13 protein-coding genes are annotated in these 16,469 nt (G+C 67.7%); 6 read left to right on the forward strand and 7 right to left on the reverse strand.

The features are described from left to right. Positions 1 to 13: 13 nt before the first annotated feature. Together AB0L97_RS31800 and AB0L97_RS31805 are read right to left on the reverse strand one after the other, a co-directional pair. A complete protein-coding gene (locus tag AB0L97_RS31800; protein WP_364436812.1) occupies positions 14 to 1,540 on the reverse strand; it encodes an NAD(P)/FAD-dependent oxidoreductase in 1,527 nt (508 codons plus the stop codon). A 541-nt stretch (positions 1,541 to 2,081) separates the two neighbouring features. Then, positions 2,082 to 2,714 (reverse strand): TetR/AcrR family transcriptional regulator, encoded by a 633-nt coding sequence (locus tag AB0L97_RS31805; RefSeq protein WP_364436815.1) that lies wholly within the window; start codon positions 2,712 to 2,714, stop codon positions 2,082 to 2,084. 96 nt (positions 2,715 to 2,810) lie between these two features. Between AB0L97_RS31805 and AB0L97_RS31810 the strand changes: the two genes are divergently transcribed. From AB0L97_RS31810 to fadD11, 6 genes are all read left to right on the forward strand, one after another. Next, the gene (locus AB0L97_RS31810; RefSeq protein WP_364436818.1) at positions 2,811 to 3,704 is read left to right on the forward strand and encodes a metal-dependent hydrolase; all 894 of its coding nucleotides are present in this window, start codon (positions 2,811 to 2,813) and stop codon (positions 3,702 to 3,704) included. Positions 3,705 to 3,766: 62 nt separating this feature from the next. Continuing rightward, on the forward strand, positions 3,767 to 4,753 hold the full coding sequence (locus tag AB0L97_RS31815; protein ID WP_364436897.1) for a PDR/VanB family oxidoreductase: 987 nt from the start codon (positions 3,767 to 3,769) through the stop codon (positions 4,751 to 4,753). 59 nt (positions 4,754 to 4,812) lie between these two features. Further along, positions 4,813 to 6,315: an aldehyde dehydrogenase family protein gene (locus AB0L97_RS31820; RefSeq protein ID WP_364436821.1), complete on the forward strand. Its 1,503-nt coding sequence runs from the start codon at positions 4,813 to 4,815 to the stop codon at positions 6,313 to 6,315. Next, positions 6,312 to 7,778, forward strand: a complete 1,467-nt coding sequence (locus AB0L97_RS31825) for an NAD(P)/FAD-dependent oxidoreductase (protein ID WP_364436824.1) — start codon at positions 6,312 to 6,314, stop codon at positions 7,776 to 7,778. Before AB0L97_RS31820 ends, AB0L97_RS31825 begins: the two co-directional genes overlap by 4 nt. An 8-nt stretch (positions 7,779 to 7,786) precedes the next feature. Beyond that, on the forward strand, positions 7,787 to 8,752 hold the full coding sequence (locus AB0L97_RS31830) for a short-chain dehydrogenase/reductase (RefSeq protein ID WP_364436900.1): 966 nt from the start codon (positions 7,787 to 7,789) through the stop codon (positions 8,750 to 8,752). After that, positions 8,749 to 10,578 carry a fatty acid--CoA ligase FadD11 gene (fadD11, locus tag AB0L97_RS31835; RefSeq protein ID WP_364436827.1) on the forward strand — a complete coding sequence of 610 codons (1,830 nt, stop codon included), beginning with the start codon at positions 8,749 to 8,751 and terminating at the stop codon, positions 10,576 to 10,578. Before AB0L97_RS31830 ends, fadD11 begins: the two co-directional genes overlap by 4 nt. A gap of 143 nt (positions 10,579 to 10,721) precedes the next feature. On the opposite strand, the gene AB0L97_RS31840 is transcribed toward fadD11, so the two are convergent. From AB0L97_RS31840 to AB0L97_RS31860, 5 genes are all read right to left on the reverse strand, one after another. Further along, a complete protein-coding gene (locus tag AB0L97_RS31840) occupies positions 10,722 to 11,090 on the reverse strand; it encodes a GNAT family N-acetyltransferase (RefSeq protein ID WP_364436830.1) in 369 nt (122 codons plus the stop codon). Between the two features lie 83 nt (positions 11,091 to 11,173). Then, positions 11,174 to 11,467 carry a hypothetical protein gene (locus AB0L97_RS31845; protein ID WP_356965813.1) on the reverse strand — a complete coding sequence of 98 codons (294 nt, stop codon included), beginning with the start codon at positions 11,465 to 11,467 and terminating at the stop codon, positions 11,174 to 11,176. A gap of 115 nt (positions 11,468 to 11,582) precedes the next feature. Next, complete coding sequence (locus AB0L97_RS31850; protein WP_364436834.1) at positions 11,583 to 12,989, reverse strand: NAD(P)/FAD-dependent oxidoreductase; 1,407 nt, start codon at positions 12,987 to 12,989, stop codon at positions 11,583 to 11,585. Between the two features lie 28 nt (positions 12,990 to 13,017). Beyond that, positions 13,018 to 14,838 carry a DUF3556 domain-containing protein gene (locus AB0L97_RS31855; RefSeq protein ID WP_364436837.1) on the reverse strand — a complete coding sequence of 607 codons (1,821 nt, stop codon included), beginning with the start codon at positions 14,836 to 14,838 and terminating at the stop codon, positions 13,018 to 13,020. A gap of 100 nt (positions 14,839 to 14,938) precedes the next feature. Beyond that, positions 14,939 to 16,408 carry an AMP-binding protein gene (locus tag AB0L97_RS31860; protein ID WP_364436840.1) on the reverse strand — a complete coding sequence of 490 codons (1,470 nt, stop codon included), beginning with the start codon at positions 16,406 to 16,408 and terminating at the stop codon, positions 14,939 to 14,941. Positions 16,409 to 16,469 lie beyond the last annotated feature (61 nt).

The raw sequence follows: 16,469 nt of genomic DNA on the forward strand, positions 1-16,469 counted from the left end.
GCGGCCGGCATTGTCACTCGGAGTGGATTCCGGCGGCCGGTTCCGATGCGGCCGGATCTGTCGGGTTCGCCGGATCGGGGGGAACCGCACGGAACGATTCGGACGGCGGTCGCCGTAAGGCGCGATCGAAGGCACGCGCCGAGGCGGGCCACGGGTTGGTGACGCGCCCGCTGTCGTGTTTGTACCAGCAGTTCGATCCCATCGCGGGCCACACCGTCTTGGTGACCGCTTGCTCGAGCCACTGCTGATGTTCCCGCATCGCGGTTTCCCTGACCTCGATGGCGGACGCGCCGATCCGATCACGCCAGTGCAGGCAACGAACGATGTAGTCCACCTGACACTCCTTCATTCCCGGATTGCTGCCCGCGGGGTTGAAACTGTTCGGCCCGGCGATCAGGAAGGCATTCGGATAGCCGGGAACCGCCATGCCCAATAGCGCGGTCGCTCCGGAACGCCACTGGTCGTGCAGCAGCACGCCCCCGCGTCCACGCACGGTGATCGGGACCAGGAACTCCGGAGCACGGAAACCGGTGGCGTAGATGATCACATCCGCGGGATGGTGTGCACCATCGGCGGTGCGCACTCCATCGCGGGTGATCCGGGCGATCGGGTCGGTGATCAGCTCGACGTTCTCGCGGGCCAAGGCCGAATAATAGTGGCTGTCGAAGATGATGCGCTTGCCCCCGATCGGATAGTCGGGGGTGAGTTTCGCCCGCAGCCGCGGGTCCGCGATCCGGCTGCGCAGGTACCGCCGGGCAGCCCATTCGGCGGGCCGCGCCGACCAACCTCGGCGCATGATCGGCGCGAGCACGGCATCGGAGCCGTAGTACAGGACTCGGCGATAGAGATGGTGAGCGCCGGGCAGCCGCAGCGCCGTTCGAGCGAGCGGCCCGAAGTCGGCGGGTGGTTTGGGCAGTACCCAGTGCGGCGTGCGCTGGAAGACGCGGACCCGCCGGGCTCTCGTGGCCAGGGTCGGCAACATCTGTGCCGCGCTGGAGCCGGTGCCGATCACCGCCACGTCCCTGCCGTGCAGGTCCTGGTCGTGGTCCCAGCGCGCGGAATGGAACGACGGTCCGGCGAAATCCGCCCGGCCCGCGAGATCGGGAATGCTCGGCCGGTGCAGCTGGCCCACGGCGAAGATCACCACCTCGGCGACCACACGCCGCCCGTCGGAGGTGGTCAGTTCCCACCCGCCCTCGGTTTCCAGATAGCTGGCTTCCCTGATCGCGGTGCCCAATCGCAGATGCGGAACCAAACCGTGGTCGGCGGCGACCCCGCGCAGATACTCCAGGATCTCCGCCTGGCGCGGATATCGGATGCGCCGACTTCGGTAGGGCGCGAACGAGAACGAATACAAGTGGGACGGCACATCACAGGAGCAGCCCGGATAGGTGTTGTCTCGCCAAACCCCGCCGACGTCGCCGTCCCGCTCGAAGATCACGAAATCCGTGATCCCGGCTCGCCGCAACCCGACTCCCATCCCGATGCCGCCGAAACCCGCTCCGACGACAGCCACCTTGTAGGTCATCGAGATCGCCACCCCTCCTCCTTCATCATCACACAGTCAACATGCAGCTACCTCATCTCTTCGTTGGCTGAAGGCTTCTGGATGGAAACACTTCCGAGTGGCTGACCGCTGGACGGTGTAGGCCAGAAGTACGGAGCCACAGTGAAACACCGCGCATCACATGATCAACGGGACGATGTTCGACGATCCGCTGACGGTCGCGGTCCCCCATTCACCACGCGGTCAGTCGCGATCGATCGCCTGCCAAATAGCACACTCTCCGCTATTTTGCCGGGCCTTGTCGCAGGTACGGCCGATCGTCTCGTCGCAACGAGAGCGCGGGGAGATGCCGAGGACCGTTTCGCCGAACGCGACGGATTCGACGTGGCGCTGGTCAACGGCACATCCGGGATCGCCAAGTGGACGAAGGCGTCTTCTGAACGAATTCCGGCGCAGCGTTTTTCGCGGAACACCGGACGAAATCGACAGCGGTTGCCGCGGTACAACCGAGCGTTCGCCCGTTGGACATCCGCGCGCGGCATTCCACGGAGCGACCGGTCCGGTGCGTCCGGTGTCAGCGGGGCGCGACGTTCGGTCCGGCCACCACCGGTACCAGGTATGTGCGCGCGAAATCGTCGAGTTGCCCGTCGGTCCGGAGTTCGGTGAGCCCGTGCGGCGCGAGGATCAGCGAGTGGACGATCCGGCACACGATTTCCGCACGAGTGGTCAGATCCGTTGCGGGCGGCAGGATTCCCCGTTCGACAGCGCGCTCTAGCGCGGTGACCGTCGCGTGGACGGACATCGCGAACGGGCCCGCGCCATCGACGGTGAGTTTCAGGACAACGCGCGCCGGTTCCAGCGCCAGCATGCGGTCGACGAGCGGATTCGTGCGCCAGCGGGTGATCACGGTGACGAACATGTCGGCGACGAGATCGCCGAGTTCGTCGTGCCGGTCGGCGATCTGGGTGATCTCGGCGAGCACCGCGGCCACCTCTCGACTGATCACGGCTTGCACCAGGTCGTCGCGGCCACCGACATGGCGATAGACCGTCACCCGGTCCACGCCCGCCTTCCGCGCCACTTCCTCGATCGTCGTCTTCTTGACGCCGACCTGCTCGAAGAGGACCAGAGCCGCGTCCAGGATCCGGGTGACGAGGGTACCGGCGACATTCTCGCTGCTCGCAGTGGCCTTCGACGCGGTGGGCATGGGCCAACGCTAGCAAAACGGATCCATCCTGCAACATTCAGCCCGAGTTGTTGCTGCAACATTGCAATGCGATTTGTTGTTCTGTACGGTCGGGTCATGGCTGAGCAGGCAGGCGCGACGCAGCGCCGGTATCGCGACGAAGCGCATGCCATCCATGCGCGCGACGTCCATTTCGATTTCGACTCCGTGCCCATGCACTACGTGCCGGGCGAGGCCTTGGCCACCCACATCGTCAATGTGATGCACCTGGTGCTGCCCGAAGGGGAACGAGCCATGGCGCAGGCACTGGCCGAAGCCCTGCCGCACATCGACGACGAACGATTGCGGGAGGAGGTGACGGGGTTCATCGGGCAGGAGACCATGCACGCGAACAGTCATGAAGCCGCGCGCGCCCACCTGCGATCGATCGGGTTGGACGTCGACTCCTACGTCGGCAAAGTCGCCTGGCTGGTCGATCGCATCCTCGGTGACCACGGCTTGACCGGCCGGGCGCGAGAGGAGTGGCTCAAGGAACGGCTGGGTCTGTTCGCGGGCATGGAGCACTACACAGCGGTGCTCGGGGAATGGCTGCTCAACGCGGACATCCTCGAGGAGAAGGGCATGCATCCGGCGATGCTGGACCTGGTCCGGTGGCACGGCGCCGAAGAGGTGGAGCACCGCAGCGTCGTCTACGACGCTTTCATGCATATCGACGGCAGCTACGCACGGAGAGCCCGCACGGCGATCCTGGCCAGCGCGACGTTGCTTCCGCTGTTCATCGTCTCCACCGCCTATCTCTACCGGAAGGATCCGTCGCCGCAGAAGGGCCGGTTCTGGGGCCTGCAGTTCTGGAGCGCGACCCGGCGTGGCGTCATCCCGAAGTGGACGGTCTTCGTCACCGAGATGCCGCGGTACCTGCGGCCGGGTTTCCATCCGTCCCAGCTGGGTCCGATGGACAAGGCCCTGCGCTATCTGGCGCACTCGCCTGCCGCGCGGGCGGCGCACCGATGAACGGATCACCCACCCTGGCCGAGCGCTCGGCGCCCGGGGGACTGCGCCTGATCGGCGATGTCATGGACATCTATCGGAAGGTGTTCGTCACCGGACGCACCGCCGCGCTCCTGTCCCGCCCGAACACGGTGCGCCGCAAGGGCTTCGATACGGACGTCACGATCGCCGGGATCGAACGCGAAGCCGCCGACGTGGTGAGCCTGACACTGCGCGCGGCCGATGGCAGTCCGCTGCCCACCTGGCGGCCGGGCGCGCACGTGGATGTCTTCTTGCCCTCGGGACGGCAGCGCCAGTACTCGCTGTGCGGCGACCCGAGCGACCGGTTCCGGTATCGCATCGCGGTGCGGCTCATTCCCGACGGGGGCGGCGGATCGCGCGAGATCCATCATTCGCTGCGAGTCGGCGACCGTCTGCGCATTCGCGGGCCGCGCAACGCGTTCACCTTCGTCGAGGCGCCGTCGTATCTGTTCCTGGCCGGTGGCATCGGCATCACCCCGATCATCCCGATGATCGAGGCCGCGGGCGCGCGTGGACGCCTGGTGTACGTCGGCCGCTCACGCGAGACCATGCCGTTCCTGGCCGACCTGCCCGACGCCGACGTCAGGCCGGACGACGAATTCGGCCCTCCGCATGTCGCCGCACTGCTGGCGCGCGCAGAACCCGGTGCGGCGGTGTACGTATGCGGGCCGCCGCCGATGCTCGATGCGGCGCGGCGGTGCCTGTTCGCACTCAACCCGACGGCCTCGCTGCACACCGAACGGTTCTCCGCGCTGCCGGTCGTCGACGGCGCGGAATTCGACCTCACTCTGGCGCGCACTGCGACCACCGTCCGGGTCGCGGCCGACGAAACGGCGCTCACCGCGATTCATCGCGCACTGCCGGACACCCCTTACTCCTGCCGGCAGGGATTCTGCGGCACCTGCAAAGTCGCGGTCGTCTCCGGCGCCGTCGACCACCGTGATCGCGTGCTCACCGCGGCCGAACGCGAGAGCCAGATGCTGGTCTGCGTCTCCCGCGCCGCGGGCGAACACCTCGTGGTCGACCTCTGAGACCGTCATAGGAAAGGGACAGCGTTGTCTATGCGTTGCCGATCGAGGGAGACGACCCGATGAGCGTCTCCACCGACAATCACGCACCGTCGGTCGTGTCGACCTTCGACGTGCACGATCCGTCCACCGGCGAGGTGGTCGGAACCTACCCGGTCCACGACCGCCATGCCGTGGACACCGCCGTCGCCGCCGCCCACGAGGCCGCGACCTGGTGGCACGATCTCGGCTTCGCCGGACGCGCTCGGCATCTGGGCGCCTGGCGCGCCCAGATCGCCACCGGCCGTAACGAACTGGCCCAGATCATCCACCGGGAAATGGGCAAGCCGGTCTCCGACGCCAAACTCGAGATCGCGATGGCCCTCGAACACTTGCGATGGGCGGCCCGCAACGCCGAGAAGGTGCTCGGCCGTCGCTCCGTGCCGTCGAGCATGCTGACGCTCAACCACGCGGCCACGGTCGAATACCTTCCCCTCGGCGTGGTCGGCGTGATCGGACCGTGGAACTACCCGGTCTTCACTCCGCTCGGCTCCATCTCCTTCGCGCTGGCCGCCGGGAACGCGGTGGTGTTCAAACCCAGCGAGTACACCCCCGGCGTCGGGCTGTGGCTCGCGGAGGCGTTCGCACGCACCATGCCCGCCGAGCCGGTGCTGCAAGTGATCACCGGGCTCGGCGACACCGGAAACGCTCTGTGCCGCAGCGGCGTCGGCAAAATCGGGTTCACCGGATCCACGGCCACCGGCAAACTCGTCCTCGCGGCGTGCGCGGAGAACCTCACGCCGGTGCTGATGGAGTGCGGCGGCAAGGACGCGTTGATCGTCGACGCCGATGCCGACCTCTCCGCCGCCGCCGACGCGGCGGTGTGGGGCGGGTTGTCCAACGCGGGGCAGACCTGTCTGGCCGTGGAGCGCGTCTACGTCCACGCCGACGTCTACGACGACTTCCTCGCCGAACTGGTGGCGGCGGCGGGACAGATCGACGCCGGTAGGTCGGATTCGAAGATCGGCCCCATCACGATGCCGAAGCAACTCGCGATCATTCGCCGCCACATCGAGGACGCCGTCGCACGCGGTGCCCGGGCGGTGCTCGGCGGCCCGGATGCCCTCGATCGTCAGTTCGTCCAACCGACCATCCTCGTCGACGTCCCCGAGGACGCGTCCGCGGTGACGGAGGAGACCTTCGGTCCCACCCTGACGGTCACCAAGGTCAGGGACATGGACCAGGCCGTCGAGTTGGTCAACCGCTGCGCCTACGGGCTGGGCGGCACCGTGTTCGCCCGCCGCAACGGGCGCGACATCGCCGACCGCATCCGGGCGGGCGGCATTTCCATCAACGCGTTCGTCGCGCACGCCACCATTCCCGCGCTGCCGCTCGGCGGCGTCGGCGCCTCCGGATTCGGCCGCGTGCACGGGCCGGACGGGCTCAGGGAATTCACCTACGCCAAAGCCACCACGCGCCAGCGTTTCCCGTCCCCGTTGCCGCTCACCTCGTTCCGGCGCGACCACCGCGTGGACATGGTCGTCGACCTGCTCATCGCGGTCCTACACGGAAGGAAGCGCCAGTGACCTCCGATCCGATCGAACACACCCCCATCGCGATCGTCGGCGCGGGTCTGGGCGGCATCGGCCTGGCGATCAAACTCCGCGAGGCCGGATTCGACGATCTGGTGGTCCTCGAACGCGCCGACGACCTCGGCGGCACCTGGCGGGCCAACACCTATCCCGGTTGTGCCTGCGATGTGCCGTCCCACCTCTACAGCTACTCCTTCGCACCCAATCCGGAGTGGTCGCGCACCTATGGACGGCAGCCGGAAATCCTGAACTACATCCGCTCGGTGGCCATCGAACACGATGTCGTCCGCCACATCCGGTTCGGCGCCGAACTGCTCGACGCCCGGTGGGACGAGCAAGGTTCGCTCTGGCGGATCGAGACCTCGCGCGGCACGCTGACCGCGGACTTCCTGCTATCGGCCACCGGGCTCTTCGCGGAGGCGAAGTATCCCCGGCTGCCCGGCATCGACTCCTTCGCGGGCACGTCCTTCCATTCGCTGCACTGGAACCACGATCACGATCTCACCGGCGAGCGGGTCGCGGTGATCGGCACCGGCGCCTCGGCGGTGCAGTTCGTGCCGGAGATCCAGCCGAAGGTGGCCCAGCTGCTGCTGTTCCAGCGATCGGCCCCCTGGATCGTCCCGCGCATGGATCGCCGCACCCTCGAACTCGAGCGACGGCTGCTGCGCCGTATCCCGCTGGCGCAGCGCGCCATTCGCGGCGGGTTCTACGCGGCGATCGAGACCTTCGGGCTCATCTCGCTGGTCGATCAGCGCTTCCGGCACCCGTACGAGGCGCTGGGCCGACTGCAATTGCTGCGGCAGGTCCGCGACCGGGAGCTGCGCAAGAAGCTCACCCCCGACTACGTCATCGGCTGCAAACGAGCGATCTTCTCCGACACCTACCTACCGGCACTCGACCAGCCGAACGTCGACGTGGTCACCCAGCCGATCGCCGAGATCCGGCCGCACTCGATTCTGCTGCGCGACGGCAGTGAGCACGCGGTGGATACCCTCATCTTCGGAACCGGTTTCACCTCGATCCCGACCGCCTACGAGCGCTACGTCGGGCGCGACGGGCGAACGCTGGCGCAGCTCTATCGGGAACGACCGCAGAGCTATCTCGGTGTCGCGCTGTCCGGGTTCCCCAACTTCTTCTGCACGCTCGGTCCGTTCGGCGCCGCCGGTAACCAGTCCGCGATCTACATGATCGAATCCCAGATCGCCTACATCGTCGACGCCTTGCGCGACGCGCGCTCCCGCGGAACGCGCCGGATCGAGGTGCGACCGGCAGCGCAGGCCGATTTCGTCGCGGAGATGGCTCGCCGCAGTTCGTCGACGGTATGGCTCACAGGCGGATGCCAGAGCTACTACCAGACGCCGGACGGGCTCAATGCCGGTCTCTACCCGAACTGGAGCTTCGAATACCGGCAGCGCACCAGCCGATTCGACACCGCGGCCTACGAGGTGATCCGGTGATCGGCGACATGCTCCGGATCGCCAGGGGGCGGCGCGGATATTCGGTCGCGGGCAGGGTCGTGCTGATCACCGGCGCGGGGCGCGGCATCGGCGGCGAACTGGCCGCGCTGCTGCACCACAAGCAGGCCTCGGTCGTGCTGGTCGATCTCGACCGGGACGCGGTCGACGCGGCAGCCGCCGGATTGGGCGATCGAACCCTCGCCATCGCCGCCGACGTCGCCGACCGCTCGGCGATGCGGGCGGTCGTCGACCGGGCCGCCGATCATTTCGGCCGCTTGGACGTGGTGGTGGCCAATGCGGGCGTGGTGCCCCGCCCGGCGACGGTGCGCACGCTCGACGGGCAGGACTTCGACCGGGTGATGGACATCAACCTCACCGGTGTGTTCAACACCCTGCGCCCGGCGCTCGATCACGTCGTCGCCGCCGAAGGTCATGTGGTCGTGGTGTCGTCGTGCGCGGCGTTCGCTCCCGGCATGGCGGGAGCCCCGTACATGATCAGCAAAGCCGCGGTCGAACAGCTGGGTCGGGCGTTGCGTGTAGAACTGGCGCCGTTCGGCGCTTCGGCGGGCATCGCCTATTTCGGCATCGTCGACACCCGGATGACCCACGACACCCTCGATCACGACGAACTCGGCCGTGAGCTGGACGACCTGCTGCCGTGGCCGTTGAACACGCGCATCTCGGCGGCGCAAGCGGCCAGGACCATCGCGGACGGCATCGAGCGTCGCGCCGCGCGCACCATCGCACCGGCAGGGTGGGAGCCCTACGCGCTGCTGCGCGGGGCGGTCAATGTCGTGCTCGACAGCGCACTCGCTCACGACCGCCGCGTCCACGACCTGCTGCGCAGGGTCGAAGCGCGCACGACACCGTCGCCGTATGCCGGTCACGACGGCTCCAGGTCGCCCATCGCATCTCCACTCAGCACGGTCCGGCCGCAGCATGCGCCGTCCGACCCGAAGGAATCCCTTTCGTGAGCACTCCACGCTTCGACACGCTCCCCGCCGCCTTCCAGCACAACGCGGCCGTCGATCCCGACGCGGTCGCGCTCCGCACTCCCGGCGACGCCGCCACCCTCACCTGGCGCGAGTACGCGACGCGGGTCCGTCTGATCGCCGCCGGGCTGTCGGGACTGGGCGTCCGGCGCGGCGACACGGTGGCCCTGATGATGTCCAACCGCATCGAGTTCTATCCGCTGGAGGTCGGGGCGCAGCATCTCGGCGCCACCAGTTTCTCCGTGTACAACACCGCGTCGCCGGAGCAGATCGCGTACGTTCTGGGCAACGCCGGTGTGCGCGTGCTGATCTGCGAGCCCGGATATGTCGAACAAGTCCGCGCGAGCGGCGTCGAACTCGACCACATCGTATGCGTCGACGACGCCCCGGAGGGCACTTTGTCGGTCGCTGACGTGATCGCCGCGGGTGAGCGAGACTTCGACTTCGACGCCGCGTGGCGCGCGGTCCAGCCCGATGACGTCGCGACGCTGATCTACACGTCGGGCACCACCGGCGATCCCAAAGGGGTGGAGACCACGCACGCGAACCTGATGTTCGAGTGCTACGCCGTCGATCAGGTGCTGGGCATCCGATTCGGGGACACCATCACGTCCTACATGCCCACCGCGCACATCGCCGACCGGCTGACCGCGCTGTACTTCCAGGAGGTCTTCGGCACCCAGGTGACCTGCGTCGCCGATCCGACGGGGATCAGCGCCGCCTTGGCCGACCTGCACCCCACGATCTGGGGCGCCGTGCCCCGGGTATGGGAAAAGCTCAAAGCGGCAATCGAATTCGCGGTCGCCAACGAGCCCGGCGAGCAGCGCCAGGCCGCGTTGCGGTGGGCGTTGGCGGTCGCCGCCCAGCGCAGCGCTCATCAATCGGCCGGGGAGCCGGTCCCCGAATCCGTCGCCGCCGAGTGGGCACGCGCCGATCGACTCGTCCTGTCCGGGCTGCGCGCGAAACTCGGTTTAGACCGCGTCCGCTGGGCGATGTCCGGCGCCGCGCCGATCCCCGCCGAAACGCTCGGATTCTTCGCCGGGCTCGGGATCCCGATCGCCGAGATCTGGGGCATGTCCGAACTCACCTGCATCTGCAGCGTCAGCCACCCCGGCGACGCCAGGCTCGGCACCGTGGGCAAACTGTTGCCCGGCATGCGGGCCAGGATCGCCGACGACGGTGAACTCCACGTCCGCGGCCCGCTCGTGATGAAGGGCTATCGCGGTGAGCCCGGCAAGACCGCCGAGGCCGTCGACTCCGAGGGCTGGCTGAGCACCGGCGACGTGATCACCATCGATGACGCCGGATATCTGAGGGTCGTGGACCGCAAGAAGGAGTTGATCATCAACTCCGCCGGGAAGAACATGTCCCCCACCAACATCGAGAACGCGATCAAGGCGGCGACACCGCTGATCGGGGCGATCGCGGTGATCGGCGACGGCCGCCCCTACAACACCGCGCTCCTCGTCCTCGATGCCGAAACCGCCGGACCGTACGCCGAGCGGCACGACCTGCCCGATTGCTCGGCAGCGGCCTTGTCGGCCGACGCCGGCGTCATCGAGCAGATCGCCGCAGGCATCGCCGCGGGCAATGCGAAGCTCTCGCGGGTGGAGCAAGTCAAGCGGTTCCGCGTCTTGCCCACCTTCTGGGAAGCGGGCGGCGACGAAGTCACCCTTACGATGAAACTCAAGCGCCGGGTGATCGCCGAGAAATACGCCACCGAAATCGCCGGACTCTACGCAACTGACCTCGGCCCGGATGTCCACGAACCCGCCGGGCCTGTCGCCGCCCCGGTTGCCACCGGCTGAGCGAACCGGCGGCTGATCATCGCTCCTTGACCCAGTACATCCCACGACCGGACTCCGCGGGCGCACGCTTTTCGCGTGGCTCGATCCGGTCCAGCCGGTAGCCGAGCCGCCGGGCTACCGCGGCACTGCGGACATTCGCCTCGTCACAGTGGATCTCGACACGATCGACGCCCGGCAGCGCCGATCTCCACAGCTCGCGAGCCGAGCCGATCGTGCAGACCGACCGCGCCGAGCACGCTGCCGTCGGCGGCGAAGATGCCGAAGTTGAAACTGCCCGCGGCGCTGGGCCAGCTCTCGTCCGTCTCCCGGCCGAAAGCGCGTTGACTCTCCAGTGTCGCCGGTTCGGCGAGCCAGTCCATCCAGGGGTGGATCTCGTCGAAGGAGGCGTTGATCGCCTCGAGTCGCGGCAGCAGGTCCTCCGGCTGCCATCGCCGTAACAGCAGCTCGTCCAGTTCGATCCGTTCCGGTGGCACGACGCCCGGTGCGAGCGCCGAGCACGGTTCGATGCTCATACCGATATCGTGGCCATCCGGCACGTGACCGTGCAAAGCGATTTCCGGCAGATCCATAGCCGGCCGCACGGGCCGCCGACGTTTCAGGCACCCCGGAGACGAACTTCGGTGTCCAGTTCGGCGGCGGTCTCGGTCAGTGCGGCGGCGTCCGGGTCCTCTCCGATCCGGGCGGCCAGTTCGGCCCGCGACAGGATGAGCATTCCTTGCGGCTCGGACCCGAAGGCACCTTCGATTCTGATCTGCCCCTCCTCGAGGACCAGGTACGCGTCCGGTTGGCCGGTGGCCAGCAACCGGCGTAGATCATCCGCCGTGACTCGGCCGAAACGCTGTGCGCTGCTCGACGACGTGTCCGCTGCATTGGTGTTTTCCGCATCCATGGTGACCGATTGCCCGGGTGATCCCGCGGGAAACCGCTGGTCACCCCGGACCAGCCGGTGGTGTCGCCGCGGCAGCGTCAGGCCAGGGCGAGGATCGAGACGATGGCCGGGCTCGTCAACGCCGGAGCGCCCGCTGCGCGGCATTCACGCCGCACATCCCGTGCGCCCCTGGGCCCGGCGGTGTGGCCGCCGAGCACAGGTAGTGACCCGGCACGCCTACGTCATAGGGCTGCAGGGTCTTACGCGGACCGAACAGCAGCTGTGTGATGTCCTTCGCGCCGGTCATAATGTTGCCGCCCACATAGTTGGGGTTGTATTCGGCGAATTCCGCCGCGCTGCGCACGCTGGTTCCGACTATGCGGTCGCGAAAACCGGGGGCGAAGCGTTCGATCTGGGCGGTGATCTCCGCCGTGGCGTCGCCGGGATAGCCGTGCGGGACATGAGCGTATGCCCAGATCGGATGGATGTCGCCCGCCGAACGTTGCGGATCGGCGAGATATTGCTGCCCCACCAGTACGAAAGGTCGTTCGGGCATGCGACCGCGATGGATCTCGCGTTCGGTGGCGGCGATCTCGGCGAACGTGCCGCCGAGGTGCACCGTCCCCGCCCGGCGCGCCGCCTCCGCCGTCCACGGCACGCCGCCGTGCACCGCGAAGTCGACTTTGCAGGCACCCGGGCCGTAACGAAAGTCTTGATACGACTTCCGGATTCGAGGCGGCAGGCGGTCGCCGAGGATCTCCGCGACCGCGGTCGGCGCCAGGTCCCACATGGTCAGTTCCGCCGGCGGCAGATCGGACACCGACCGCACCCGCACGCCCGTTTCGATCTTTCCGCCGAGGTCGCCGAGGGCCGCCGCCATGGCGTCGGTGATCCGTTGCGATCCACCCGCGGCGACCGCCCAGCCGTAGGCGTGGCCCGCGGTGAGGATGCCAAGGCCGATGCTCGCGCTGAGCGGCCGGTGCAGCGGGTGGAAGGCATGCGCGGCGACGCCGCCGAACAACCCCCTCGCCTGCTCGGTGCGGAACAGTCCGGCGAGCAGCGTGGCCGGAACCACGGCGGGAATCCCGAAGCGCGCCAGCCGCACCGGGTGGCGCGGCACACGCAGCAGTGGCCGCATGATGTCGGGGCTCATCCGGTCGTAGCCCGCCGCCGTCCGCTCGAACAGCAGTCGCCACGCACGGCCGTCACCGCCGAGCCCGGCCGCGGTCTCCGCGACCGAGCGCAGCAGCACGCCCGCGGTGCCGTCGTCGAGCGGATGGGCGCAGTCGATCTCCGGCCAGGCCCAGGTCAATCCGTAGCGCTCCAGGTCGAGACCGCGCAGGAAAGGAGAGCCGACCGCCATCGGGTGGATGGCCGAGCAGTGGTCGTGCAGCAGACCGGGCACGATCGCCTCGCCGGTGCGAGTGCCGCCCCCGATCTCGTCGGCGGCCTCCAGCACGGTGACGTCCCAACCGGCTCGGGCCAAGGTGATGGCCGCGGCCAAACCGTTGGGGCCGCCGCCGACCACGACTGCACTGCTCATGTCGCTCTCCGTCCCTCGTGGCCGACCGTCAGCCGACCGTCTGCGGCGCGAGCACCCGAGTCGATTCCTCCAGCGGCGTCGGCACGGTGTAGCCCGCGCGCCGCCACGTCACCTCGTGCGGGATCGGGCCGTCGGGCAGCCACGGCTGCGCCTCGACCGCGTCGCGCACTCGCCAGGTGCCGCGTTCGACGACGCCGAGCGCCGCGTCGATGACCTGATACTCCTGGACGCCGCGGTGGATCGGCTGCGATTCCACCCACACCACGATCCATTCTCCCGGAGCGAATCCCACTCGGGACTGCACGGCCTCGATCAGGTCCAGATTGTGCAGGTGACCATCGCCGAAGTTGAACCCGATCAGCGAGTTGCAGCCGAATTCCGCTTCCCGCACGGTCCAGCGATCGATGTCGGGAATGTGGGTGTACAGCAGGGAGAACAGGCCGCGGCCTTGGCTGTGCATCGAGCGCCACGCGATCGTCTGTTGCATGGTGATCTCCGCGACCTCGGGCGGGTAACCCATCGCACGCAGCTGGTCGATCTGGTTCACGGTGGGCCGGTGCGCGATGGTGTTCAGCTTCTCCTCCGCACCGGGCGCGAAGGCCCACAGGGCCGAGGCCCAGTTGCCCGCGTACTGGCGCATCGACGGCAGGAACGACACCAGATCGGGGCGCAGATTACCGAGGATCGGGAAGAACACCAGCGCCGCGACGATCGCCACGGCCAGCCACGGCGAGGAGATGTCGGCCAGACCGTAGCCGCCCCCGTTGGGGAAGCCCAGGAACAGGAAGATGCTCAGGTAGGCGAACAGGACGTTCCACTCCAACGGCACCGCCAGCGGGAACGTCGAGGTGATGAACGCGTGGAAGACCACCATCAGCACCACTCCGGCCAGGGTCAGCCAGTGGTTGGTGGAGAACAGCAACACCAGCGGCGTGACGATCTCGACGGTCGTGCCTCCGACATGGGCCATGAACGAGGCGACCTTCGACGGCCGGATGTCCCTGGGGAAGTCACGGTAGTGCAGCCGCTTGATCCACTTGGCGGGCACGCCCGGGCTGTTGGAGATCATCGGCGGTACCACGTTGGTGAAGTGCTGCCCGAACTTGGACACGCCCGCCCCGATCCACACCGCGCAGATCAGCAACTTGGCGGCGATGATCATGTCGACGAACGGCAGCACCGCGAAGAACACCAATGCGGGCAGGTACTGGTCGCCGCGCGCGGTCAAGAAGATCGTCTTGTCCCGCAAGCCGCACAGTATGTACAGCACGATCGGAGCGACGAGCAGCGCGGGATTCACCAGGCCGGAGGTGTTGTCCGGCAGCGCCGCGCTGAGCGAGGCGCTCGGCACGCCGGGCAGCACGATCGCCGCCAGGAGCGTCCCGAGGAACGCCAGGTACAGCAGCACATCCGCCACCGTGCGGGTGTCACCGCCGGTGAACGGCACCCGTCGCCACGGCCGCAGGCGAATCGAGCCGGGGCGGGCGTAGAACATGATTCCGCCGGTCATCGGCTTGAACTTGCCCGCGAGCGGCCCCCACGACCCGGCGATGCCGAGCGCCTCGATCAAGACGGTCCACAGCACCAGCTTCTGGTAGACGATCGGCTCGTTCCACCAGGCCGCGACATCCCAGAACGGGCCGACGCCGGAACTCCAGGTCGCCACGGCGACGCCGCCCAGCGCCGAGACCAGCAGAACCTTGAGCAGATAGATCGTGTGGATCATCCTCGGCGAGCCGAAACCGAATTCGACCCAATGCAGGGCCAAAGTTCTCATCCGCTCCCGCAACGGCTGATCGAGGAACGTCGTCACGTCGACGGGCGGGAAATCCGCTGTTTTGAATCCCATTGTTCGGACCTTTCTTATCCGATGAATAAAGCGCATGCGAGGACCCGGCCGAATGCGGTTCGGATCATGGGAGTTCCGCTCACCGCCGAGCGGATTGTTTCTATGTGGTGGTGACGATCGCGTCGGCGACCAGCGCGCGGAGCTTTCGTTTGTCGATTTTGCCGACCGGATTCCGTGGCAGCGCTTCGGTGAGTTCGATCGACACCGGAACCTTCGCGCGGGCGAGAGTTCTCCGGCAGTGCTCGACGAGATCCGCGGCATCGACCCGCGCGCCGGGCATCGTCACCACATGCGCGACCGGTACCTCGCCGAGGACCGGATCGGGCGCCCCCACCACCGCGGCTTCCAGAACGGCGGGATGGGCGTGCAGGACGTTCTCGATCTCCTTGGGATAGATGTTCTCGCCACCCCGGATGATCATGTCCTTGATCCGGTCGACCAGCACCAGGTATCCGTCCGGGTCGAAATAGCCGACGTCACCGGTATGCAGCCAACCGTCGACCACCGTGTGCGCGGTCGCCTCGGGTCGGCCGAGATAGCCTCGCATCACGTTCGCACCCCGGATGACCACTTCCCCGCTCGTCCCGGCGGGCACGACCCGACCGTCGCCATCCATGATCGCCACGGTCTGCCCTGGCAGTGGCCGCCCGACCGTGCCCGGCTTCCGCGGTCCGCCGGGCGGATTCAGCGTCGACGCGCAGGTACCCTCGGACAGTCCGTAGCCTTCGACGATCGGAACACCGAAACGCGTTTCGAACCGCGCGATCAGTTCCGCGGGCATCGGCGCGGCTCCGCAGATCGCACGGCGCAACGACGACGTGTCCGGCGCCGAACTCTCCGGCTGCGCGACGAGCATCGCGTAGATCGCGGGAACGCCCGAAAAATAGGTCGGACGAACACGTTCCACGATGCCGAAGAACGCCGAAGCCGAGAATCGGCCCGCGATGGTGGCCCGGCCACCGGCGAGCAGCGGCGACAGGACGCTCACCACGATCCCGTTGACGTGGAACAGCGGCAGGATCAGCAAGCTGTGGTCGGTGTCGTTCAATGCCAGTGCCCCGACCAGCATCGCGCACATGGCGGCGATATTGGCGTGGTCGAGCACGACGCCCTTCGGCTGCCCGGTGGTGCCACTGGTGTAGATGATCAGCGCCGCGGCGCTTGGATCCGCCGGCGCCGATTCGGGCCCGGCGACCTCGGCGCCCGGTCCGGCCACCTCGGTCACATCCAGCGTCGCACCTTCGCGTCCGCCTTCGGTCACGACCACCTTCGCCCGGCAGTCCTCGACCTGATAACGCACCTCCTCGACGGTCGAATCCGGCTTCACGGGGCTGACCGCGGCACCCAGCCGCCATGCCGCGAAAAGAATGACGACGAATTCGAGTCGATTCGACAATACGACCGCGACGACGTCGCCTTCACGAACGCCATTCGCGTACAGGACGGCTGCGGCCGTACGTACCCGTTTCACGAAAGTCTGATTGTCGAGTTGCTCGCGGTCGTCCGCAATACAGGGGCCGGACGGATTCCAGGTCGCCCTGACCTCCGGAATTTCCACAACGTGCTGCACTTATGTCCTCACCTACTTCGGGGTGACGGGGATTACAATCCAAGTTAGATCGGGTGCGAGA

It is taken from the genome of Nocardia sp. NPDC051911 (assembly GCF_040681035.1).
Taxonomy (GTDB): Bacteria; Actinomycetota; Actinomycetes; order Mycobacteriales; family Mycobacteriaceae; genus Nocardia; species Nocardia sichangensis.